General features: G+C 65.1%; 19 protein-coding genes and 1 tRNA gene. 11 read left to right on the top strand and 9 right to left on the bottom strand.

From position 1 onward, the window contains the following. The first annotated feature begins 2 nt into the window (after window positions 1–2). Window positions 3–446, top strand: coding sequence for a CreA family protein (locus tag B4L76_RS08820; protein WP_085617292.1), 444 nt, complete (start codon window positions 3–5; stop codon window positions 444–446). A 145-nt stretch (window positions 447–591) separates the two neighbouring features. On the opposite strand, the gene mksF is transcribed toward B4L76_RS08820, so the two are convergent. Genes mksF through mksB form a run of 3 tightly spaced genes read right to left on the bottom strand, consistent with a single transcriptional unit; the run spans window position 592 to window position 5403 of the window. After that, complete coding sequence (gene mksF / locus B4L76_RS08815; RefSeq protein WP_296231859.1) at window positions 592–3423, bottom strand: Mks condensin complex protein MksF; 2832 nt, start codon at window positions 3421–3423, stop codon at window positions 592–594. Further along, on the bottom strand, window positions 3420–4127 hold the full coding sequence (mksE, locus tag B4L76_RS08810; RefSeq protein ID WP_296231858.1) for an Mks condensin complex protein MksE: 708 nt from the start codon (window positions 4125–4127) through the stop codon (window positions 3420–3422). The genes mksF and mksE overlap by 4 nt, the downstream gene beginning before the upstream one ends. Continuing rightward, window positions 4117–5403, bottom strand: coding sequence for an Mks condensin complex protein MksB (gene mksB / locus B4L76_RS08805; protein ID WP_170028211.1), 1287 nt, complete (start codon window positions 5401–5403; stop codon window positions 4117–4119). The genes mksE and mksB overlap by 11 nt, the downstream gene beginning before the upstream one ends. Before the next feature lie 237 nt (window positions 5404–5640). Here mksB and B4L76_RS08800 point away from each other — a divergent pair, with 237 nt between their 5' ends. Then, on the top strand, window positions 5641–6426 hold the full coding sequence (locus B4L76_RS08800) for an energy transducer TonB (protein ID WP_296231856.1): 786 nt from the start codon (window positions 5641–5643) through the stop codon (window positions 6424–6426). Next, on the top strand, window positions 6423–6878 hold the full coding sequence (gene rimI / locus B4L76_RS08795; protein ID WP_200626723.1) for a ribosomal protein S18-alanine N-acetyltransferase: 456 nt from the start codon (window positions 6423–6425) through the stop codon (window positions 6876–6878). The genes B4L76_RS08800 and rimI overlap by 4 nt, the downstream gene beginning before the upstream one ends. A gap of 115 nt (window positions 6879–6993) precedes the next feature. On the opposite strand, the gene B4L76_RS08790 is transcribed toward rimI, so the two are convergent. Further along, complete coding sequence (locus tag B4L76_RS08790; protein ID WP_296231853.1) at window positions 6994–8151, bottom strand: hypothetical protein; 1158 nt, start codon at window positions 8149–8151, stop codon at window positions 6994–6996. A 66-nt stretch (window positions 8152–8217) separates the two neighbouring features. Here B4L76_RS08790 and B4L76_RS08785 point away from each other — a divergent pair, with 66 nt between their 5' ends. Continuing rightward, entirely contained in the window at window positions 8218–8799 is a 582-nt protein-coding gene (locus B4L76_RS08785) for a D-Ala-D-Ala carboxypeptidase family metallohydrolase (protein WP_296231852.1), read from the top strand. Here the strand turns inward: B4L76_RS08785 and B4L76_RS08780 are convergent. Continuing rightward, the gene (locus B4L76_RS08780) at window positions 8739–9656 is read right to left on the bottom strand and encodes a LysR substrate-binding domain-containing protein (protein ID WP_296231851.1); all 918 of its coding nucleotides are present in this window, start codon (window positions 9654–9656) and stop codon (window positions 8739–8741) included. The two genes, B4L76_RS08785 and B4L76_RS08780, sit on opposite strands and share 61 nt — an antisense overlap. Before the next feature lie 162 nt (window positions 9657–9818). On the opposite strand from B4L76_RS08780, the gene B4L76_RS08775 reads away from it, so the two are divergent. Then, window positions 9819–10430: a LysE family translocator gene (locus B4L76_RS08775; RefSeq protein WP_296231850.1), complete on the top strand. Its 612-nt coding sequence runs from the start codon at window positions 9819–9821 to the stop codon at window positions 10428–10430. 66 nt (window positions 10431–10496) lie between these two features. Here the strand turns inward: B4L76_RS08775 and B4L76_RS08770 are convergent. After that, window positions 10497–10573: transfer RNA gene (locus B4L76_RS08770), tRNA-Met, on the bottom strand. A 258-nt stretch (window positions 10574–10831) separates the two neighbouring features. On the opposite strand from B4L76_RS08770, the gene B4L76_RS08765 reads away from it, so the two are divergent. The 3 genes from B4L76_RS08765 (at window position 10832) to B4L76_RS08755 (ending at window position 13525) form a co-directional block, all read left to right on the top strand. Further along, on the top strand, window positions 10832–12046 hold the full coding sequence (locus tag B4L76_RS08765; RefSeq protein WP_296231849.1) for an MFS transporter: 1215 nt from the start codon (window positions 10832–10834) through the stop codon (window positions 12044–12046). Between the two features lie 100 nt (window positions 12047–12146). Then, window positions 12147–12284, top strand: a complete 138-nt coding sequence (locus B4L76_RS08760; RefSeq protein ID WP_296231847.1) for a hypothetical protein — start codon at window positions 12147–12149, stop codon at window positions 12282–12284. 83 nt (window positions 12285–12367) lie between these two features. Beyond that, window positions 12368–13525, top strand: a complete 1158-nt coding sequence (locus B4L76_RS08755) for an MFS transporter (protein WP_296231845.1) — start codon at window positions 12368–12370, stop codon at window positions 13523–13525. A 6-nt stretch (window positions 13526–13531) separates the two neighbouring features. Here the strand turns inward: B4L76_RS08755 and B4L76_RS08750 are convergent, their stop codons facing one another. Both B4L76_RS08750 and B4L76_RS08745 read right to left on the bottom strand, forming a co-directional pair. Then, the gene (locus tag B4L76_RS08750) at window positions 13532–14488 is read right to left on the bottom strand and encodes a FecR domain-containing protein (RefSeq protein ID WP_296231843.1); all 957 of its coding nucleotides are present in this window, start codon (window positions 14486–14488) and stop codon (window positions 13532–13534) included. Beyond that, window positions 14475–14990, bottom strand: coding sequence for a sigma-70 family RNA polymerase sigma factor (locus B4L76_RS08745; protein ID WP_296231841.1), 516 nt, complete (start codon window positions 14988–14990; stop codon window positions 14475–14477). Before B4L76_RS08745 ends, B4L76_RS08750 begins: the two co-directional genes overlap by 14 nt. Window positions 14991–15158: 168 nt before the next feature. Between B4L76_RS08745 and B4L76_RS08740 the strand changes: the two genes are divergently transcribed. The 3 genes from B4L76_RS08740 to B4L76_RS08730 are packed head-to-tail and all read left to right on the top strand — an operon-like array spanning window position 15159 to window position 19352. Then, the gene (locus B4L76_RS08740) at window positions 15159–15785 is read left to right on the top strand and encodes a DNA-3-methyladenine glycosylase family protein (protein ID WP_296231839.1); all 627 of its coding nucleotides are present in this window, start codon (window positions 15159–15161) and stop codon (window positions 15783–15785) included. Window positions 15786–15832: 47 nt separating this feature from the next. Further along, a complete protein-coding gene (gene ada / locus B4L76_RS08735; RefSeq protein WP_296231838.1) occupies window positions 15833–16885 on the top strand; it encodes a bifunctional DNA-binding transcriptional regulator/O6-methylguanine-DNA methyltransferase Ada in 1053 nt (350 codons plus the stop codon). Window positions 16886–16940: 55 nt separating this feature from the next. Further along, on the top strand, window positions 16941–19352 hold the full coding sequence (locus tag B4L76_RS08730) for a DUF3772 domain-containing protein (protein WP_296231836.1): 2412 nt from the start codon (window positions 16941–16943) through the stop codon (window positions 19350–19352). Between the two features lie 348 nt (window positions 19353–19700). Here the strand turns inward: B4L76_RS08730 and B4L76_RS08725 are convergent, their stop codons facing one another. Continuing rightward, the gene (locus B4L76_RS08725) at window positions 19701–21131 is read right to left on the bottom strand and encodes an aldehyde dehydrogenase family protein (protein WP_296231835.1); all 1431 of its coding nucleotides are present in this window, start codon (window positions 21129–21131) and stop codon (window positions 19701–19703) included. Window positions 21132–21142 lie beyond the last annotated feature (11 nt).

The raw sequence follows: 21142 nt of genomic DNA, 5'->3' as shown, positions 1-21142 counted from the left end.
GGATGATTGCCGTGGCGGCATTGGCCTTGCCGATGCTGGCCGGAGCCGAGGAAATCGGCCAGGTGTCGACCGTGTTCAAGTTCCTCGGGCCGAACGACCGGATTGTCGTCGAGGCGTTCGACGACCCCAAGGTCGAGGGTGTGACCTGTTACCTGTCGCGGGCCAAGACCGGCGGCGTGAAGGGCGGGCTGGGGCTGGCGGAAGACCGGGCCGAGGCGTCGATTGCCTGCCGTCAGGTGGGGCCGATCAACTTCAAGGGTGAGCTGAAGGATGGCGAGGAAGTGTTCAAGGAGCGCACCTCGCTGGTGTTCAAGACCATGCAGGTGGTGCGCTTCCTGGACAAGAAGCGCAATACCTTGGTGTACCTGGTGTACAGCGACCGCATGATCGAAGGCAGCCCGCAGAATGCGGTGACGGCGATACCGATCCTGCCTTGGGCTCACTGACAACCTGCTAGATCGCCGGAGGCCTTTGGCCTCCATTCGCGGGTAAACCCGCCCCCACAGGTACTGTACTGCCCTTGAGGCTTGCACAACACCTGTGGGAGCGGTTTACCCGCGAATGGGCCGCAAAGCGGCCCAATGCTTCCTGTCAGGCCAACTCCTCGGCCTGATCCTCGCGCACAACCGCCTTCACCTCATCCCGACGGCTGATGTACTTCCAGTCTGCCTCGTCAATGTAGATGCCGTTCGGCCCGCTGCCACCTTCCAGGTCGATTGCCACGCGCGCCGACACCTGCGGCTTCACGCTCGCCAGAATCGGCACGAAACCCAGCTGCAGGCTGGTCTCCAGCAGCGCAGCCTGGTTGCGTTCGTCGATGTCCGCCGCTTCGTCCAGGTAGTACGGCAGGCGGATGCGCCCGGCCAGGTCACGGTCCATCAGGTGCAGCAACAGGTACATGTTGGTCAGCGCCTTGATGGTCATGGTGGTGCCGTTGGATGCCGCGCCGTCGATGTCGGCATGGATCACCGGCTGGCCGTTGACCTTGGTGATCTCGAACGCCAGCTCGAACAGGTCCTTCAGGCCCAGCTGGTTGTGGTTGGCCGCCACCAGCCGTGCCAGGTACTCCTTGGCCTCTTCGTTCTTGTTGTCCTGCTCGGCGCTCTGGGTCAGGTCGAACACCGACAGGGTTTCGCCCTCTTCGTACTGGCCGGCGCTGTGGATGATCTGGTCGATGTGCTTGAGCGCTTCCTTGTTCGGCGCCAGCACCACGCGGAAGCTCTCCAGGTTGGATACCTGGCGGCGGTTGATCTCGCGGTTGAACAGGGCCAGCTGATGTTCGAGGCTGTCGTAGTCGCTACGGATGTTGCGCAACGTCCGGGCGATGTCGGTGACCGCGGCACGGCGGGCCTTGGCCAGGGTCAGGGCCTCGTCGGTGCGGTGCGCGTAGGCATTCACCAGCAGCTGCAGGCGGCGTTCCATGTCGTCTTCGCTATCGAACTTGGCCACGCCTTTCAGGCGCACCTGGGCGTACAGCGCCTCGATCTGGTTGTCCACCCGCTGCAAGCTCTGCCAGCTGTCCTGGTAGTCGTTGAGCAGCGGCAGCAGGTTGTCCATCGAATCGTCGATGGCCTCCATGTACGGCGTGCCGTAGGGCAGGTCGGCCGGCAACAGCTGGCGACGGCGCAGGGCGTCTTCCAGCGTGCGCTGCTTGGCCTCGAGGTCGCCGATCTGGCGGCCAACCAGCTGCAGCTTGGCCGACAGCTGCTGGACGCGTTCGGTGAAGGCATCGCTGGAGCGCTTGAGTTCGTCCTGGGCGGCTTCCAGCTGTGCCAGCTGTTCCAGTTTCTCGGGCTCTTCGGCGGCCAGGGTTTCGCTGCGACGGAAGTCTTCCAGCGCTTTCTGCGCGTCCAGCACCTCCTGGTACAGGGTTTCGGTCTGGGCCTTGGATGCGGAGCGGTCAGCGGCTACGGCTTGCTGGGTCTTGAGCTGCTTGAGCTCTTTTTCCAGGCGCTCCTTCTGGTCGCGCAGCGCGGCGCGGTCGGCCAGGGCCTGTAGCGCCGGCGGGTCGATGTGCGACAGGTCGATGGACAGGCCGGGCGCCTCGAAACGCTCGCCCTTGAAGCCGTCGAGCACCGCTTCCAGCGATTTTACCCACAAGTCGCTGTCATCCAGCTCGATACCCCGGTCGCCCAGCGGCAGGCTGAACAGTGCCCCGTTGAACAGGCGCATCAGGCGGTCGACGTCCTGTTGCGAGAACTCTTCGCGCAGGCGGGCGTAGCTGTTGTTGTCGGCGTGGTCGAGCTGCTGGCGTACCTGCTTCAGGCGCTTTTCCAGGTCGCGTACGCGTTCGTCCAGGTCCTCGGCGCTGAACTGCCGGGACTGGGCCAGGGCGCCGGCCAGTTCGTCGTGGGCGTCCTTGGCCGCCAGCAACTGCTGTTCGAGGACCTTGACGTCATCGACCAGGGCAAAGCGGTGCTTGAGCACCGACAGCTCGCCCAGCCAGCGCTGGATGCCGGTGATTTCCCGCTCCAGGCGCATCAGTTCCTGGGTGCCGCCGCGCTGGTCGTTCTGCAGGCGGTCCTGCTCGCCACGATAGTGCTCGGCCTGGATCACCAGTTCTTCCTTGCGCGCCATGGCGTATTCCTGCCAGGTCGCCAGCAGGGTGTCGAGCACCGGCGAAATGCGGTGCAGCTTGCCGCGCAGGATGTCACGCTGCGCCACACCACCGGCCAGCGCCTCGACCAGTGGGCCGGCGGCGACCAGGGCGTTGTAGTCCTGTTCCATGCGGCGCACGTCGCGGAAGGCCTCTTCGCACGCGGCGATGTAGTCGACACTGCCGGAGCGCAGGCTGTGCTCGAAGGCGTCGAGGAACAGCTGCTTGAGCTTGGCGGCAGTGATCTCGCGCATGTGCAGCAGGTTGATGAACAGTGCGCGGAAGGTTTTCAGGCTTTGCTCGCTGGTCGAGCGCAGCGGGATCATGGTCAGGTCCAGCGGCACCGAGGTATGGCCGCCGACCAGCAGCCGGCGCAACTCGTCCGGCTTCACTTCATAGGCCTTGATGCCCAGGCGCTCGAGGTTGGTGAACAGCTCTTTCTGGCGCAGGCAGGTGTCGTTCTTCTGGTAGTGGGCCAGGTCCAGTTCGCCTTTGTAGGCGAAGAACTGGTGGCCGAAACCGCCGCCCGGACCACGCCCGACCACGCCGATCACGTGCGGGCCGTGGGGCAGGCTCAGCTCGCAGAGAATGTACGAGGTGTCGCTGGCGAAGTAGAAGCGGCGCGACTGCTCCAGGCTGTACTTGCCGAAGCTCATGTCCGACATGCGTGCCAGGATCGGGAACTGCAGGGCGTTGATCGACGCCGATTTACCCAGGTTGTTGGCACCGTAGACCGACAGCGGCTGTTCCAGCGGGAACAGGCCAAGGCTGTAGCCGGCGGTGTTGAGCAGTGCGAAGCGGCGGATGCCGTAGCGTTCCTGGCTCATGCGTCAATCTCCTGTTGCTCTTCGCGGATCGCCCGGGCCAGGGCTTCCTCTTCGCTTTCCTCGCCCTCGAAGGGGCTGAGGTCGAGCGGGTCGTCGGTGCGGTTGAGTTCTTCGGGGCTTTCTTCCTCGACCAGCACCGGGGTCGGCAGCGGCAGGTCGCTGTGCAAGGTGGCCGCCAGGTCGCGGTCCTGCTGCACAGCCAGGCAAACGTCGAGGAAGCGGTGCATCGGCGGCAGGAAGCGGTAGATCCCGCCTTCCTCGAAGGCGAAACCGAGCTGGGTCATGCGCCGCAGGATTTTTTCTTCCAGCTCGTCCACGGTCTGCACTTCGGCCTGCAGGAACAGGTCGCGGTACTTGTCCAGCAGCGATGGCAGTTCATCGCGGCCGATGCTGCCGCCGTCGAGCACGGCCATTGGGTCGCGGCCCTGGTCGGCCAGGTGCTCGACCAGGATGAAGGTGAACAGCGACAGGCGCTGCGCGGTCTTGTTGACCTGCGCGGCGCTCATGTCCGGCACGAAGTAGTGGAAGCCTCGGGTGTCGCACACCAGTTCGAAGCCCAGGGCCTTGAACAGGGTGCGGTACTGGTCCTGGAAATTGGACAGCTGGGCGTATAGCTCGGGGTCGCGGCGGCTGACGTGGAAGCCTTTGAACAGCTCGCGGAAGATCGGTGCGAGCTGGGACAGTTCGGAAAGATCAAGATGCATGGGCTGGGCTCGCGTTGGTTTCGGTAGACGCAGTGGCGTCTTCGCGGCTGGAGGTCAGGGCGAACGAGCGCAGGCTGACCAGGTGTTCCTGGGTGGTGTACTCGCGGCGGTCGAGGCGTTCGCGCTTGAAGCGCTTTTCCCGCGACAGGCGCGAGAACCAATACAGCAGCTCGTCGGTGGCGCTTTCCGGTTCCTGCTCCAGCAGCCAGACCATCAGGTCGGGCAGCGGCAGGGCCTGTTCGCAGCGTTCGGCCATTTCCTTTACCGTGCGCGGTGCACGGGGCAGGGCGCCGGACTGGGTCTTGTGGGCCTTGGGGAAGCGCGCCGGCTTGGGCTCGAAGCGCGCCAGGGCGTAGACGTAGGCTTCAACCTGGCTGGCACTGCCGAGGAAGGTGCTTTGCGGGCGGGTGAACAGCGGCATCGCGGCTTGCGGCACGGCGTCGATGCCCTTGCGCCGGATCACCGACAGGGCCAGCGCGGCGCCACGGGTCACGGCGTTGTGGCGGCGGGCCTCTTCACGCAGCGGCAGCAGCAGTTCGCGGGCGTGGCGCAGGGTCAGCTGGGCGCTGGTCTGCATTTCCAGGATGCGCGCATGGGTGCGCAGCAACATGTCGTCGTCGACCAGGTGACCCAGGCGCGCCTGTTCGCCGAGCAGTTTCAACAGCACCGTCTCGACCTTGCGCACGCCTTGCTCGAAGGCGCCGTCGGCGTTGACCAGCTGGATCATCGGCTCGACGTATTCGTCCCAGGTGGCGAGTACTTCGGCATAACGCTGGCGCAGCGGGATCTGGCGGTTGCTGGTCTTGGCCCGTTCGGCCACGGCCACCAGCGCCTGCTCGTCATTGTCGAGTTTTTTCAGCACATCGCGCACGCGCATGTCGAGCAGGCGCAGCTGGCGCGCCAGGTCGTCGCTGTCGCGGTTGTCGAAGGCATCCTGGATATGCCCGGCCAGGCGCTCGAGGTGGCGCAGGTAGGCTTCGATCTCCAGGCACAGGCCCAGCCGGTGTTCGCGGCGCAGGTAAGCGAGGAAGTCGTGGATCTGCGCGTTGAGCTCGAAACGGTTCGGGCTCTTGGCCACCGGGACCAGAATGTCCAGGCGGATCCACACGTCGAGCAGCTGGGTGATGTCCTGCGGGGTGCTCTCGACCTGCTGACGGGCGACATGCTGGCGCAGTTCGACCAGGCTCAGGGTGCCCTGGTCGAAACGCTCGCACAGCGGCTCGATCAGGGCCCAGTGTTCGGCTAGGGCGCGCAGGACGCGCTTGGGTTCGATCATTGGCTTCGACTCGTTGCCAAGAAAAAGGGGGCGATTGTACTGCATCCTGGGGGGAGGTTTTCACCCCTTGGTCTGTAATGAAGGGGATAGCCTTGTGATGTGTAGGTGTACGACATTGTTTTCAGGGGGGGCGAGATCGATCACCGTCCACGCGGCGCTCGGTCTGATAGGCGCTGCAAAATCCAAGGCATACCCGTTAGAATGGCCAATTGTCTTCACCCCTCGGGACCCCGCACCTTGCTCACCGAACCCCGTCGCCGCGCCTACCTTTCCGCCATGCAAGTGGTGCACTGGCTGCCGCGCGCCGAACTGCCGTTCGCCGCACCGTCGCGGCCCGAGTTGCTGCTGCCGGTGGCACCGGTCGAAGACCTCGGTGTCGAAGCCAGGCCCGCCCCCGCCGCCAACGACGTGCCCGTCACCCCACAGGCGCGTGCTGGCGAGCGCCCGAAAATCGAAATACCGCGCCCGGCCAGTGCGACCAAGCCGGCTGCCCAGGCCGCCGAGGCCGAGGGGCCGGTCGCAGCTACCCGCCCGGCACCCGTGCCGCCCCCGCGCTTCTCGCTGCAGCTGCTGCGTGCCGGCAGCTGCTTGCTGCTGGTGGAATTGGCCACCGGCCAGCCGTTCCAGAGCCGCGATCCGTCCTACCTGCTGCTCAAGGACATGCTGCGCGCCGCCGGCCTGCCCGATGCCCCGCAGATCATCGGCGAACCGGTGCGCTGGCCACTGCTGGTGCGCGGCAACCTCGACCAGGGCCCGGAAGCCGCCGGCGATTTTGTCCGGGGCTTTGTCCAGGCACGCCTGGAAGACGCCCCATGCGCCTGCCTGTGGCTGGTCGGCCTGCCGGCGCTGCGCTTTGCCGCCAATGCCGACAGCAACGCCTATTACCAAACCCTGACGCTCGACGGCCTGGGGGACGCCTGGGCCTTGCCGGGCCTTGAACTGTTGATGGACGAGCCGCAGCGCAAGGCGGACGTCTGGAAAGCCATGCGCCAGCTGATGGCGCGCTGGAAGAGCGTTGAATGAGTGACTCGATCAGCTTCCGCCGGATGACCGAGGCGGATCTGGATGCCGTACTTAAAATCGAATATGCCGCGTTCAGTCATCCCTGGACCCGTGGGATCTTTCAGGATGCACTCAAATCCTATGAAGTCTGGCTGATGTTCGACGGCCAGCAGCAAGTGGGGCATGGCGTGATCAACGTGATCATCGATGAGGCGCACCTGCTCAATATCACGGTCAAGCCGGAAAACCAGGGGCGCGGCCTGGGCCTGCGGCTGCTTGAGCACCTGATGGCCCGGGCTTACCAGCTCAACGGTCGTGAGTGCTTCCTGGAGGTGCGTGCCAGCAACCAGTCGGCCTATCGCCTGTACGAGCGCTATGGCTTCAACGAGATTGGCCGCCGTCGCGACTATTACCCGATCGCCGGCGGCCGTGAGGATGCGCTGGTGATGGCCTGTACCCTGCTCGAAGATTGAGCAGGCCTGCACGGGCCCCTTCGCGGGCATGCCCGCTCCTGCGAATGGGGTGCAAGGCCTGAGGCCTGTGGTTCACCCCGGGAGCGAGCGTGCCCGCGAATGAACGGTGTGCCGGTCACAAGCCCTGCGGCTGAATCTCGACCGGCTTGTCCAGCTCGCGCAGGCTGCGGGTCACGCTGGCGGTGTTGCATTTTGCTGCCGCCTGCTCCGGCGTGTACTTGCGCACCGTACGGAAGAACAGTTCACAAGTCTGCTTTTTCTGCGTTACCTGCCACTTGGTCGCGCAAGCATCCAGCGTCAGCTTGGCATCGGCCCGTTGATTGCGCCCCATCCCCGCCTGCCAGCAGGCCGCTGTCAGGTCCTGACCCATCATTTTCAAGCCGGCGGCATCGGCGGCGTCCTGGTTGCCACCGTGGCTGTCCTTGTCCGCTGCGTACCAGATGGCACTGGGGTGGTTGGCACCCAGCACCGGCACCTTGGCCCCGGCTTGCGGGCTGATCGTGACCAGGCCCAGTACATTCAGCTGCGCGCCATATTGCTGCTGGATCCAGCTGCGTACCGGCGCGCCGAAGGCAACCATCGGCAGGGGTTTGGCGGGGTTCTGCAGGGTCATCTCGCTGACCATGCGCACCTGGTAGTCCTTGAAGTAGCTGTAGGTGTCCTTCAGTGTTTCACCGGCGCTGGCCGGCGCGGCGATGGGGGCGATATCGATGATGGTCTGGTAGGCCGGGGTCTGGCTGGCGTCGACACCGTTGAAGGTCAGCAGCTCGGCCCAGCGGTCGGTGGTATTGGAGCGCAGGTAGTCCTGGGCCTGGGTCAGCGAGTAGTCCGGCGGGAAGTGCAGCAGCTCGATGCTGCGGCGGTTCTGCAGGGCCATGCCCAGTGGCAGGAACAGGTACCAGTCGTAGGACCATTTGCCGTCCTTGTTCAGTTGTGTGGCGCCCTGGTAGGCCAGTTCGCCGGTGTCGAGCAGCTTGCGCAGGGGCTTGGCATAGCTGGCGGGTACACCGGTGATGGTCGCCTGCAGGCGGTCGTTGTCGCGGCTCACCTTCACCTGGGCATCGGCATGGCCATCGCGCCGCACGCTCTGGGTCAGGTAATGCTCGACGGTCTGTTCCAGGGTCCAGTCGCGATAACAGATGACGTGGCAGTTGTTGGGGAAGGCGAACAGGCGGGTGACGCGCTGCGCGTCGCCCAGGTCGATGCGTGCGTCGGCCGCGGCCAGGCCGCTGAAGGCGAGGGCGACGAGGCCCGGTAAGGCAATCTTGTGCATGCTTAACTCCTTGTCGTGCGCCGCCGTGTTTGGCAGCGTGCACATACTGGGGCAGGGGGAGCAGGGATGAAAGGGGCAAGATGGCTTCTGCTGGCGCTGGGCATGCTGGGTGCTGCGGCGCACGCTGATGAGCGTGATCTGTGGATGTTCGCACAATGGGCCGGGGACCATCAGACCCGGCCATTTCGTCAGATGCTGGTGGATGCCCGCCTGTATGGCGTGGTGCCTATCCACCAGTTGCTGCGTTCGGCTTCGGACTGGCGGCTGTGCCGGGCTTCGCCTTTTGCGGTGCCGCCAGTGAGCAACTGGCCGGCGGTGCGTGCCACGCTGTCGCTGCTCAAGGTGCTCGACCAACAAGGCATCCTGCGCCAGTTCGAGGTGGTATCGGCCTACCGTGACCCGGGCCTGAACCGTTGTGCAGGTGGTGCCCTGGGTAGCGCTCATACTCGCGCCTTTGCGGTGGATATCCTGCTGCCGGCGTGGGCCGACCCCAACCCGCTATGCCGTTTCTGGCAGCAATCCGGCCCGGCCTGGAACATGGGGCTTGGGCGCTACCCGAGCGGGCGCATTCACATCGATACCGCAGGCTATCGTACCTGGGGTGATGACGGCCGTTCGGGTTCGTCGTTCTGCGCCAGGCCCAGCTGAACCAGGCAGCTCTGGCATTCCTCGATCACCCATGCGGCGAAGCGCTGGCGCTTGCCAGCGTCTTGCAGGGGGCGAGGGCTGAGCAGGTGGTAGGCCGAACCGTCGCGCACAAAGCCGAAGGGGGCTTGCAGCTGCCTGTTGTCGAGTTCGTCGAGCACCATCAGGGCCGAAGCCATGGCCAGGCCGAGGCCAGCGCTGGCGGCCTGGATCGACAGGTAGAAGTGCTCGTAGTCGCTGCGCTCGGCATGCCGGGCCTGCTGCCCGCTCAGGCGCAGCCAGGTGGGCCAGGCAGCCGGGCGGGTGCTGCTGTGCAGCAGGCGCTGGCCGTCGAGACTTGCGCAGGCGGCGGGGTGGCCCACCGGGCCGATCCATTCGTCACAGATCTTCACGCTGTGCAGCAGGTTGCCCCAATGGAAGTCGTCGCGGCGGATGGCCAGGTCGACACCGCTGCGGGTGAAGTCCAGCGGTCCCCCGGCAGCCACCAGGTGCAACTGCAGGTCGGGGTGGACGGCATGGAAGCGCGGCAGGCGCGGGATCAGCCAGCGCATGGCGATGGTGGGCTCGCAGGACAGCACCAGCACATTGTCGCGGCCTTGTTGTTGCAGGCGCTGCACGGTGCCTTCGAGCTGCTCGAAAATCGCCTGGGTGGTGCTGTGCAAGGTGCGCCCTGCCGCGGTCAGGAAAATGGCCCGGTTACGGCGCTCGAACAGTTCCACGCCAAGGCTTTCCTCAAGCAGGCGCACCTGGCGGCTGACCGCGCCATGGGTGACATGCAGGTGCTCGGCGGCGCGCACGAAGCTTTCGCTGCGGGCGGCGATGTCGAAGTAGCGGAAGGCGTTCAGCAGCGGCAGTTTCATGGCGTCCCTGTTTGCCTGCAGCGGCGAAGACGCCGGCACAGGTTCATGTCATCAGTGAGAAAAACTAGCAGATTTACCTCACGATAAATCGATTTTGCCGAGTGCAGAAGCGCTCGATAATCAGCGTATGTGTGCATTTCCATCGTCTATCGAGAGCCCCTCATGACCGAACTCATCGCCATCGCCCTGTTCACCCTGCTGGCTGTCATCAGCCCCGGCGCGGATTTCGCCATGGTCACCCGCAGCAGTTATGCACAGGGCCGCAAGGCCGGGCTGGCTGCCGCCGTGGGCATTGCACTGGGCGTGCAGGTGCATGTGCTGTACACGGTGCTGGGGATTGCCCTCATCATCAGCCATAGCCCGACATTGTTCCTGGCCATGAAAGTGCTCGGTGCGGGTTACCTGGTCTACTTGGGTTACCGGCTGCTGACCCGCAACAGCCAGGCAAGTGTGGGCGGGGAGGTGGGCCAGGCGGGCTTGCTGGTTGCACTGCGGACCGGTTTCCTGACCAACGCCCTCAACCCGAAGACCATGCTGTTCGTGATCAGCGCCTATACCCAGGTGGTTCAGCCGGGCAGCTCGCTGGCACTGGACTTCGCCTATGGTGGGTTCATGTCAGTCGCCCACTGGGCCTGGTTCAGCCTGGTGGCGGTGTTCTTTTCCAATGCGGTACTGCGCAAGGCGATGCTGGCAAGGCAGCAACTGGTCGACCGGATGATCGGCGTCGCGCTGATCGGCCTGGGCCTGGCCGTGGCGTTCGCCGGGGTGAAGTGAGGGCGGACGGGTTTTCTGCAGGCAAAGAAAAAGGGCTTACCTTGCGGTAAGCCCTTCGTCTTTGTTTGGTGGCTACACAGGGACTTGAACCCCGGACCCCAGCATTATGAATGCTATGCTCTAACCAACTGAGCTATGTAGCCGATGGCGCGCATTATTCTCTTGAACGGCCCCCCTGTCAACACTCATTTCAAAAAAAATTTGCACGCTTTCAAAAACTTAGCGGTCAGGCTGGGTTTCTGCCTGGCCTGATGGGATCACGCTGCCGCGACAGTGGGCATTTCGCCCAACGCTGGCGGGGATGTTTGCAGAAAAGCGCGACTGGGTGGTAAAAAAGGTAGCTAGGTAGCTATCTATTTCCTGATAATCGGATCCCAAACTGCGGACGGAGACTCAGGGACATGGCCACCAGTAGCGCCCCCACAGCATCCACCACGGCGGCGGCGAGCCAAGCCACGCCGCTGGTGATGCGCATCATCGGTTTCTGCGCGCTGGCGCACCTGATCAATGACCTGATCCAGTCGGTGCTGCCGGCGATCTACCCGATGCTCAAGGCCAACTATGACCTGAGTTTCGCCCAGATCGGCATGATTACCCTGACCTTCCAGATCACTGCCTCGTTGCTGCAGCCCTGGGTTGGCTTCTTCACCGACCGCCGGCCCGCACCCAACCTGTTGCCGCTCGGCACGCTGTGCACCTTGGTCGGTATCGTGATGCTGGCTTTCGTCGGCAGCTTCCCCATGATCCTGCTGGCTTCGGCGCTGGTAGGCATCGGCTCCTCGACGTTCCACCCCGAGACTTCACGCATCGCCCGCCTGGCTTCGGGTGGCCGTTTCGGCCTGGCCCAGTCGACTTTTCAGGTGGGTGGCAACACCGGTTCGGCACTGGGCCCGCTGCTGGCAGCAGCCATCGTCATTCCGTTCGGCCAGAGCCACGTCGCCTGGTTCGGCCTGGCCGCGCTGTTCTTCCTGTGCGTAACCTTGATGCTGCGCAGCTGGTACAAGGAACACCTCAACCAGGCCAAGGCGCGCAAGGCGGTACAGGCAACCCACGGCATTTCCCGCACGCGGGTGGTCGCAGCGTTGATCGTGCTGGGCTTGCTGGTGTTCTCCAAGTACTTCTACATGGCCAGCTTCACCAGCTACTTCACTTTCTACCTGATCGAGAAGTTCCAGGTGTCGGTGGCCAGCTCGCAGCTGCACCTGTTCCTGTTCCTCGGTGCAGTGGCGGCGGGCACGTTCTTTGGCGGGCCGATCGGCGACCGCATCGGGCGCAAGGCGGTGATCTGGTTCTCGATCCTGGGCGCGGCGCCATTCACCCTGGCACTGCCTTATGCCGACCTGTTCTGGACCACGGTACTGAGCGTGGTGATCGGTTTCATCCTGGCTTCGGCGTTTTCCGCCATCGTGGTCTATGCGCAGGAGCTGGTACCGGGCAGCGTCGGCATGATTGCCGGGATCTTCTTCGGGTTGATGTTCGGTTTCGGCGGCATTGGCGCAGCACTGCTGGGGTATGTGGCGGACCTGCGCGGCATCGAATATGTGTATGGGCTGTGCTCGTTCCTGCCACTGTTCGGAGTGTTGGCGGTGTTCTTGCCGAGTACCGGCAAGCGCTGATATCGGCGGGGCGCGCAGCCGCCCCGACGATTGACGACCTGGCCCCCTTGGCCTAGAGTGCCGCCTCTTTTCCCCAATCACCTGCGTAGTAGCCACCGCAATGCGCCGTACCCAGTCCCTGCCACACGCCCGCCAGCCTGCCCTCCAGGCCCTGCGCCGTGCGTGGCCGCGTGACACCGTGCTCAAGCGTCGCCGCAGCGTGCTGTTTGCCTTCACCTTCTCGCCACACCTCGCCTGACCTGATCTGCGCTTTCGCGTCGCGCGCCGCCCTGGCGTGCGCGCCTGTGTCTGCACGTCTTTTCGGTTTGCAAGGAGTGGTACATGAACATGCGTTTGCTGGCGGGCCTGTTGTTCGCCGTCTCGGTGGTGGGCTTCAGCCTGGGGGCCAGCCTGCCACTGGTGTCGTTGCGCCTGCATGAAGCGGGGGCGAGCACGCTGGAGATCGGCATCCTCTCGGCCATCCCGGCTGCGGGCATGATGCTCTCGGCGTTTCTGGTCGATTTCTGCTGTCGCCATTTCACCCGGCGCACCCTCTATCTGCTGTGCTTCAGCTTGTGCACGATCAGCATCGCCCTGCTCGAATCGGCGTTCGGCTCCCTCTGGCTGCTGGCGCTGCTACGCCTGGGCCTGGGGCTGGGCATGGGTATCGCCATCATCCTCGGCGAATCATGGGTCAACGAGCTATGCGTGGAACATAACCGCGGCAAGATCATGGCCCTGTACGCTACCAGCTTCACTGGCTTCCAGGTGCTCGGCCCGGCCATGCTGGCCGTGCTGGGCGCCGACAGCCCCTGGATCATCGCCGTGGTCACTGCTTGCTATGGCCTGGCATTGCTGTGCATCGCGCTGACCGTGCCCAACGACCATGTCGAACATGAAGAAGGCGAGAAAAGCTTCGGTCTGGCCGGTTTCTTCCGTGTCGCGCCGGCGTTGTGCGTAGCGGTGCTGTTCTTCTCGTTCTTCGATGCGGTGGTGCTGTCGCTGCTGCCGGTCTATGCCAGCAGCCATGGCTTCGCCGTGGGCGTGGCGGCGCTGATGGTGACAGTGGTGTTTGCTGGCGACATGCTGTTCCAGCTACCGCTGGGCTGGTTGGCCGACCGGGTCGAGCGTACCGGGCTGCACCTGGCCTGCGGGCTGGTGGCGATGACGATCGGTATCGGCTTGCCCTGGCTGCTGAACCTGACCTGGCTGCTCTGGCCGCTGCTGGTGCTGCTGGGTGCCGTGGCCGGTGGCATCTATACCTTGGCGCTGGTGTTGATCGGGCAGCGCTTCAAGGGGCAGGACCTGGTTACCGCCAACGCCAGCGTGGGCTTGCTGTGGGGCGTCGGCAGCCTGGTCGGGCCGCTGCTGAGCGGCGCAGCGATGGACGTGGCGCCGCATGGACTGCCAATGGCACTGGCACTGATGGCCGGCTTGTTCGTGTGCTTTGCCCGGCAGTCGTATCGGCGCGCAGGGCGTTTGCGCGCATTGGCCGACTGAGGTTGTTCAGGCCGCGCCGATGCTTACCCAATAGCGCGTGTGGTAATCGACCCGCACCGGCAGGCTGCGGGTGAGCAACTGCAGGATCTGCCCGGTGTCGTTCAGCTGGTAGGTGCCGGAAACAGCCAGCCCGGCAACCTCGGGGGCGCAGCGCAGCAGGCCCGGGCGGTAGCGCGCCAGTTCGGCGATGAACTCGCCCAACGGCATTTGTTGCACGCTGAGTACGCCGTCGGTCCAGCCCCACGGGTCGCTGCGCAGCGTCACCGCCTGGCAGCTGCCGCTGGGCCACACCTGCAAGGTTTCGCCAGGCAGCACCCGGCGTGGCGAAGCAGAGGCGGGGAACAACGTGATAGCGCCCCGACGCACTGCCAGCAACAGGCCATGGTCGTTCTCGCGCAGCAGCAGTTGGCCATCGAGGGTAGTCATTGGGCCGACGCGAGTGTCGATGCGGAATGGGCGGTTGTCGTTGGGGTTGCTGTCCAGGCTCGCCTCGCCGCGCAGCAGTTGCAGCCGGCGTTGCCCAGCCTCGTAATGCAGGTCGATGGCGCTGGCGGTGTTGAGCTGGATGCGGCTGCCGTCGTTGCCTTGCAGTTGGCGGCGTTCGCCGGTGGCGGTACTGCTGTCGGCCAGCAGCTGAGGCAGGCCCAACGGTTCGCGCGCGGCCCAGCCCAGGCTGCCGCCCACGGCCAGCACGGCCAATAGCTTGAGGTGGTCGCGACGGCTGCCGTGCTGCCGCTGGCAGGTATCCAGGGTGCGTCGGCTCAGGTCGTTGGGCAGCCCGGCGAGCTCGTCGCCGAGGCGGCTGACCCGTTGCCAGGCCAGGGGATTATGCGGATGGCTGGCCAACCATTGCTGGAACTGCTGCTCCAGACGCGGACTGGGGCGGTCGAAGCGCAGCTTCACCAGCCAATCGATCGCCTGGTCGACATGCGCCTGCGCGGGCCTGCTGTCAGGCGTCGGCATAGCGCAACCGGTAGCAGGCGCCCAGGGCCTTGGCCAGATCGCGCTCGACCGTGGCCCGCGACACATTCAGCCGTTGGGCAATCCGCACGATGCTCAACCCGTCGAGCTGGGCCAGCAGGAATGCCTGCCGGGCACGCGGTTTGAGCTGATGCAAGGCTTGGTCGAGGCGTGCCAGGGTATCGAGTATGAGCAGTCGATCTTCTTCGCTGGGCACGTCGGCTTCCGGCAGGTGCGCCAGGCTTTCCTGGAAGGCCCGTTCCAGCGCGCGGCGGCGAAACTGATCGATCATCAGGCCTCGGGCGATGCTGCTGAGATAGGCACGCGGCTCCTTCAGTGGCGACACCTGACGCGCCCGCAACAACCGCACGAAGGTATCCTGGGCCAGGTCGGCGGCCTGTTCGCGGCAACCGACCCGGCTGCGCAGCCAGCTGCGAAGCCAGGAATGGTGGGCCTGATAGAGCACAGCGACCTCGGCGGGCTGGAGCATGTCGTTGGTCTGCATCGTAGTGAAGGGCCGGTCCCGTGTGCATGCGATTGTGAATGGTTCTCAATTCTATGCGGGACGATGCCGCTGAGCAACGTTATGCGAGCAATTACCGCGCAAGAACCGGCGTTTGCCCATGGCGCGGCTGCGCTAAGCTGGACCTGCACTCGACCTGATGGAGGTGTCATGATCCTCGCCGACCTTTCGCCTGATGCCTGCCGTGAGGCCACCGCTTATCTGGCGGCGCTCGACCCGGACTGGGCGCGGCACATCGCTGCGACCGGGCCTTGCCTGCACCAGGCCACGCCGGGGCGTGAACCCTATGAAGTGCTGGTGCGGGCGATTGCCTACCAGCAGTTGCATGCGCGTGCCGCCGAAGCCATTCTCGGGCGGTTGCTGGCACTGTTCCCGGACAACGCGTTCCCGGGGCCGGAGCAATTGTTGGCGGTTGCCCCGGAAACGATGCGCGCCTGCGGTTTTTCGGCAAGCAAGATGGCCACGCTTCAGGGCATCGCCCGGGGCCGGCTCGAGGGCCTGGTGCCGACCCGGGAAGAAGCCATGGCCATGGCCGACGAGGCGTTGGTCGAGCGCCTGGTGGCGCTGCGCGGGGTAGGGCGGTGGACCGTGGAAATGTTGCTGATCTACAGCCTGGCGCGTTCGGATGTACTACCGGTTGACGATTTTGGCGTGCGTGAGGGATACCGCCGGCTGAAGGGGCTGGACAAGGCGCCGACGCCGGCGCAGATGCGCTCGCTGGGGGGCGGCTGGCGACCGTACCGCACCGTGGCAGCTTGGTACCTGTGGCGGGCCTGAAGCCTTGCAGGGCCTGCACAGGCAACAACTTATCTGGACACTGACCGATGAACCGCTACACCACCCCCGAACAACGCTGGCAAGCTGTAGAAGCCCGTGACATCAGTGCCAGCGGCCACTTCGTCTACGCCGTGCGCACCACCGGCATCTATTGCCAGCCCGGCTGCAAGTCACGCCTGGCCAAGCGCAGCAATGTCGCGTTCTACGACACCCCGACCGCTGCCGAAGCGGCCGGTTACCGCGCCTGCAAGCGCTGCACCGCGACGGCCACCCCCACTCGCCACAGCCAGCTGGTCACCCGCGCCTGCCGCCTTATCGAAGCCTGCGACTCCGCGCCCAGCCTGGACCAGCTCAGCACCGAGCTGGCCATCAGCCCGTTCCACCTGCACCGGCTGTTCAAGGCCGAAACCGGCCTCACCCCCAAGGCCTACGCCACGGCTTTCCGCGCTCGGCGCCTGCGTGCGCACCTGGCGGACGGCCAACGCTCGGTCACCGAGGCCATCTACGACGCCGGGTACAACTCCAACAGCCGCTTCTACGAAAGCGCCGAGCAGCGCCTGGGCATGCACCCGCGGCAGTACCGCGCTGGCGGTGCCGGGGCGAGCATTCATTTCGCCCTTGGCCAGTGTTCACTGGGCGCGATCCTGGTGGCCCAGAGCGACAAGGGCATCTGTGCGATCCTGCTGGGCGACGACCCCGAAACCTTGTTGCGCGAGCTGCAGGACCAGTTCCCCAAGGCCCGGCTGATCGGCGGCGATAGCGCCTACGAACAGCTGGTTGCCGAAGTGGTGGGCTTCGTCGAAGCGCCGTCATTGGGCCTGGCCCTGCCCCTGGATGTGCAGGGCACCGCCTTCCAGGAGCGGGTATGGCAGGCTCTGCGCGAGATACCGGCCGGCAGCCGGGTCAGCTACACCGAGATCGCCGAGCGCATCGGTGCGCCCAAGGCGGTACGCGCGGTGGCCATGGCCTGCGCGGCCAACCGCATCGCCGTGGCAATTCCTTGTCATCGGGTGGTGCGCCGCGACGGCGACCTCAGCGGCTACCGCTGGGGAGTGGCGCGCAAAGCGCAACTGCTCAAGCGAGAAACGGCACTCTCCTGATCGCGTGAAGCCGCGTAGAATCCCCCGCCAAATCGAATTGCAAGAGGAATATTCGATGAGGCGTGTCAGCCTTGCCCGTCACTGCCCAGGACTGATGGTCCTGATGGCTTTTCTGCTGCTGGTTGCCAGCCCCGCCTGGTCGGCCCCGGCCACGCCGTTATCCAACCTGGCAGTCGCCGAAGCGCCGGAGCTGGATGAAAACGCCAGCATCGAACAACTGAGCGAGCGCCTGGACCAGATCCGCCAGGGCGTTACCAGTGAAGCCAACGACGATCTACTGTCGCAACTACGTCTGGGCGCCGTACAGGTTCAACGCCAGGCCGATGCGTTGAGTGCCCTGCGCACTGCGGACGTGGAAAAACTCGACGACCAGCTCAAGGTCATCGGCCCGCGCCAGCCGGACGAGGCGGCAGCCCTGACCCAGCAGCGCAAAGAGCTGGAAGCTGAGAAAAAGGCGCTGGTGGCGCAGCAGGACCAGGCCATCAAGCTGACCCAGTCGGCTCGCGACCTGTCCACGCAGATCGTCAACCTGCGCCGCAGCAAGTTCAACTCGCAGATCACCAGCCGCGCGGCGTCGCCACTCAGCCCGGCCTTCTGGCAGAGCATCATTCGTCCTACCCAGGACGATTTGGCGCGCCTGCATGACCTGCGTGCCGAGGCGGCCGACGCCATTGGCAGCGCCTTCAGCGCCGAGCACCGCTGGCTGTTCATCACCAGCCTGGTTGCCGCCATCCTGGTCTGGACCTTGGTGCGCCGCGTATTCGAGCGCCTGTTGGCCAGCGCCATGGTCAACTGGCTGCCCGAAGGCCGCCTGCGTCGCAGTTCGTTGGCGCTTGGCGTCAGCCTGGCGACCCTGGGTACCATCGCCGGGTCGGTCTCGCTGCTGCGCTGGGGGCTGGAGAGCAGCGCCGAACTGGGCTCCGATATCGCCAGCCTGGCCAACCATGTGCTCGCCCTGGTAGTGTTCAGCGCCTTCATCACCGGCCTGGGCCGCGCCATGCTGATGCTGCAGCGCCCGTCCTGGCGCCTGCCGCCGATCCATGACGAAGTGGCCAGCGCGCTGGGCTGGTTCCCCAAGGTCCTGGCGCTGGCGCTGATGGTCATGATGACCATGGAGCGCATCAATAGTGTGATCGGCGCCAGCCTGGCATTGACCGTGGCCGTCAACGGCCTGACCGCGCTGGTGGTGGCGTTCACCTTCGCCGGTGCGCTACTGCGTTACCGCCGGACCCTGCGCAAGCATGACCTGGAGCGCCCGAAAGGCCTGGCCGGGCTGATTCCGTTCGTGATGGTGATCTGGCTGACGCTGATCCTGCTGGCGCTGCTTGCCGGCTACCTGACACTCGCCTACTTCCTTACCGGCAAGTTGCTGTGGGTCAGCCTGGTCATCACCTGTGCCTACCTGCTGACCACCTTCTTTGGCGACCTGTGCGAAACCCTGTTGTCGCCGCGCCAGCCTGGCGGCCTGGCGCTGGCCTCGACCTTGGGCCTGGCGCCGCGTCACCAGGCCCAGGCCAGCACCATCCTTGCCGGTATCGGCCGCACCGTGGTGCTGTTCCTGGCGCTGCTACTGGCGCTGATGCCGTCGGGCACCAGCCCCAGCGAGCTGCTGTTGAGCCTGGCTGACTGGGACGGCACCGGCGGCAAGCTGCTCGGCAACCTGAATATCGTGCCCCAGGACATCCTGCTGGCGCTGGTGATTTTCTTTGGTGGCCTGTTCGCCATCCGCGTGGTCAAGCGCTGGCTGAGTGAGCGCCTGCTACCGGAAACCGACATGGACGCCGGCATGCGTGCCTCGTTGGTCACCCTGGTGGGTTACCTGGGCTTCATCTTCCTGGCCATGCTGGTGATGTCGACCTTGCGCATCAACCTCACCAGCCTGACCTGGGTAGTCAGTGCCCTGTCGGTGGGTATCGGTTTCGGCCTGCAGCAGATCGTGCAGAACTTCATCTCCGGCCTGATCCTGCTGACCGAGCGCCCGGTGAAGGTTGGTGACTGGGTCAGCCTGGCCGGTGTCGAAGGCGACATTCGCCGCATCAACGTGCGTGCTACAGAAATCCAGATGTCCGACCGTTCGACGGTGATCGTGCCCAACTCGCAGTTCATTTCCCAGAACGTGCGCAACGTGACCATGGGCAATGCGCTGGGGGTGGTCGGCATCACCCTGACCTTGCCGCTGGAAACCGATGCCAACCGCGTGCGTGAGCTGTTGTTGGCGGCGTACCAGGAGCATGAGGCGATTCTCGACGCACCGGCCACCTCCGTGTCGTTCAAGGATCTGACCAGCAGTGGCATGGTGATTGGCGTGAGTGGTTACGTGGCGGGGCCGCGGCAGGTGTCGGGTACCCGCAGCGATCTGCTGTTTACCATCCTTGGGCGCTTGCGTGACGAGGGCATTCCCCTGTCTTCGCCGCAGAGCATGGTACTGCTGCAAGAAAGCGCGCGGTCGGCTGACGCAACGGCGTGAATGCCGAGGGCTGCTGTGCAGCCCATCGCGGCGCAAGGCCGCTCCCAAAGGTACTGCACAGCAATCACTGGCGGCGCCGTTCCTGTGGGAGCGAATCGCCGGCAAGCCAGCTCTCCCAGACATAGCGCATGGCTTGAGGCAAATACGGTCGGGGTAGAAGCAACGGTCTTGCTCAATTTCTAAAAGCTGGCGCGGTCCCTGTGGGAGCGGGCTTGCCCGCGAACACGGGCGAAGCCCGTGCCATCCACCGCGGTGTCTTCTTCGCGGGTAAGATCCTGATGCCTGGGGCCGCACCAAGACACAAGCTGGCTTGCCGGCGAATGGGCCGCATGACGGCCCCTTGCGCTATCAGCCCAGGCACCGCGTTACATGCTTGACCGACTGGTACGCCGACAACCCCCACGGCCCGAGCTCGCGGCCGATCCCGCTGCCCTTGGTGCCGCCCCAGGAGGTCTCGACGAACACCGCCTGCACCGAGTTGATCCACACATGGCCAACCTCAAGTGCATCGGCCACCCGCTCGGCGCGCGCCAGGTCGGCAGAGCACACTGTCGCCACCAGCCCGAAACGGCTGTCGTTGGCTTCGGCAATCGCCTGCTCCTCGGTAGCGAAGCGACGTGCGCACAGCACCGGGCCAAAAATCTCCTCGGTCCACAAGCGGCTGTCTTTCGGCACATCGGCATACAACGTCGGGCTGACGAACCAGCCGTCCCGGTCCAGTGCCCGGCCACCGGCCAGGCACTGCAAACCTTCTTCCCGCGCCGTGGCAAAGTAGCTGGCCACCTTCAGCCACTGCGCCTGGCTGGTCAGTGGGCCCATGTCGACCTCTTCGCTCAGCGGGTTGCCCACCCGCAGGCTTTCCAGGGCCGCCTGCAAGCGTGGCAACAGCGCATCGGCAATGCCTTCCTGCACCAGCAGCCGCGACGTGGCCGAACACATCTGCCCGGCGTTCCAGGTGATGCCGGCGACGATCCATTCCACCGCCTGGTCGGCATCGCAATCATCGAACACCACGATCGCCGACTTGCCGCCCAGCTCCAGCGTCACCGGCCGGCATTGCGTCGCAGCGCTGCGCATCACCTGGCTGCCGACGCTGTTGCTGCCGGTGAAGGACAGCTTGTCCAGGCCAGTGTGGGTGCTCAGCGCGGCACCGGTCTCGGCCTTGCCATTGACGATGTTCAGCACCCCGGCGGGCAGGCCCAGGGCATCGGCGATCTGGCCGTAGGCCTGTTCGACCAGCGGGGTTACTTCCGAGGGCTTGAGCACCACCGTGCAGCCCGCTGCCAAAGCCGGCGCGAGCTTCCAGGCGCTGGTCACCAAGGGGAAGTTCCACGGCACGATCAGGCCGACCACCCCCACCGGCTCCAGGCGGGTTCGCGCAGTGAAACCTGGGGCAGCCAGGGGGACCTCACGGTTTTTCGACGGCAGTTGCGCGGCCAGCTCGGCATAGTAGTTGAACGTGGCAATGGCATCATCCAGGTCGATTTCCGCCTCGTGGCGTGGCTTGCCGTTGTTGCGCATCTGCACGCTGATCAACGCTTCGCGGCGCTGGCCCAGTTGCTCGGCAAAGCCGCGCAGGTAGCCAGCGCGCTCGCTGGCGCCGGTGGCTTTCCAGGCGGGTAGGGCACCACGGGCGGCAGCCACGGCCTGGTCGACCTGGGCTGCGCTGGCTGCCATCAGTTCGGCGAACGGTTGCCCCAGCGCAGGGTCGTTGACGCTGATGCAGTCGCTACCCTGGCCTTCGACCCAGCGGCCGGCGATATAGTGGGAAGTGGTCATGGTCGGTTTCC

The organism is Pseudomonas sp. UBA4617 (assembly GCF_002386445.1).
GTDB lineage: Bacteria > Pseudomonadota > Gammaproteobacteria > Pseudomonadales > Pseudomonadaceae > Aquipseudomonas.
Note: the sequence above shows the minus strand (reverse complement) of the source record. Positions and strands in the feature narration are given on the sequence as shown.

Bases quoted from the DNA above. Each gene is read 5' to 3' on its own strand.
- B4L76_RS08755 (WP_296231845.1), top strand. From the start codon at position 12,368: ATGAACATGCGTTTGCTGGCGGGCCTGTTGTTCGCCGTCTCGGTGGTG.
- B4L76_RS08760 (WP_296231847.1), top strand. From the start codon at position 12,147: ATGCGCCGTACCCAGTCCCTGCCACACGCCCGCCAGCCTGCCCTCCAG.
- B4L76_RS08820 (WP_085617292.1), top strand. From the start codon at position 3: ATGATTGCCGTGGCGGCATTGGCCTTGCCGATGCTGGCCGGAGCCGAG.
- B4L76_RS08745 (WP_296231841.1), bottom strand. From the start codon at position 14,990: ATGCAGACCAACGACATGCTCCAGCCCGCCGAGGTCGCTGTGCTCTAT.
- mksF (WP_296231859.1), bottom strand. From the start codon at position 3,423: ATGAGCCAGGAACGCTACGGCATCCGCCGCTTCGCACTGCTCAACACC.
- B4L76_RS08785 (WP_296231852.1), top strand. From the start codon at position 8,218: ATGAAAGGGGCAAGATGGCTTCTGCTGGCGCTGGGCATGCTGGGTGCT.
- mksE (WP_296231858.1), bottom strand. From the start codon at position 4,127: ATGCATCTTGATCTTTCCGAACTGTCCCAGCTCGCACCGATCTTCCGC.
- B4L76_RS08725 (WP_296231835.1), bottom strand. From the start codon at position 21,131: ATGACCACTTCCCACTATATCGCCGGCCGCTGGGTCGAAGGCCAGGGT.
- B4L76_RS08765 (WP_296231849.1), top strand. From the start codon at position 10,832: ATGGCCACCAGTAGCGCCCCCACAGCATCCACCACGGCGGCGGCGAGC.
- B4L76_RS08730 (WP_296231836.1), top strand. From the start codon at position 16,941: ATGAGGCGTGTCAGCCTTGCCCGTCACTGCCCAGGACTGATGGTCCTG.
- B4L76_RS08790 (WP_296231853.1), bottom strand. From the start codon at position 8,151: ATGCACAAGATTGCCTTACCGGGCCTCGTCGCCCTCGCCTTCAGCGGC.
- rimI (WP_200626723.1), top strand. From the start codon at position 6,423: ATGAGTGACTCGATCAGCTTCCGCCGGATGACCGAGGCGGATCTGGAT.
- ada (WP_296231838.1), top strand. From the start codon at position 15,833: ATGAACCGCTACACCACCCCCGAACAACGCTGGCAAGCTGTAGAAGCC.
- B4L76_RS08740 (WP_296231839.1), top strand. From the start codon at position 15,159: ATGATCCTCGCCGACCTTTCGCCTGATGCCTGCCGTGAGGCCACCGCT.
- B4L76_RS08780 (WP_296231851.1), bottom strand. From the start codon at position 9,656: ATGAAACTGCCGCTGCTGAACGCCTTCCGCTACTTCGACATCGCCGCC.
- B4L76_RS08775 (WP_296231850.1), top strand. From the start codon at position 9,819: ATGACCGAACTCATCGCCATCGCCCTGTTCACCCTGCTGGCTGTCATC.
- B4L76_RS08750 (WP_296231843.1), bottom strand. From the start codon at position 14,488: ATGCCGACGCCTGACAGCAGGCCCGCGCAGGCGCATGTCGACCAGGCG.
- mksB (WP_170028211.1), bottom strand. From the start codon at position 5,403: ATGATCGAACCCAAGCGCGTCCTGCGCGCCCTAGCCGAACACTGGGCC.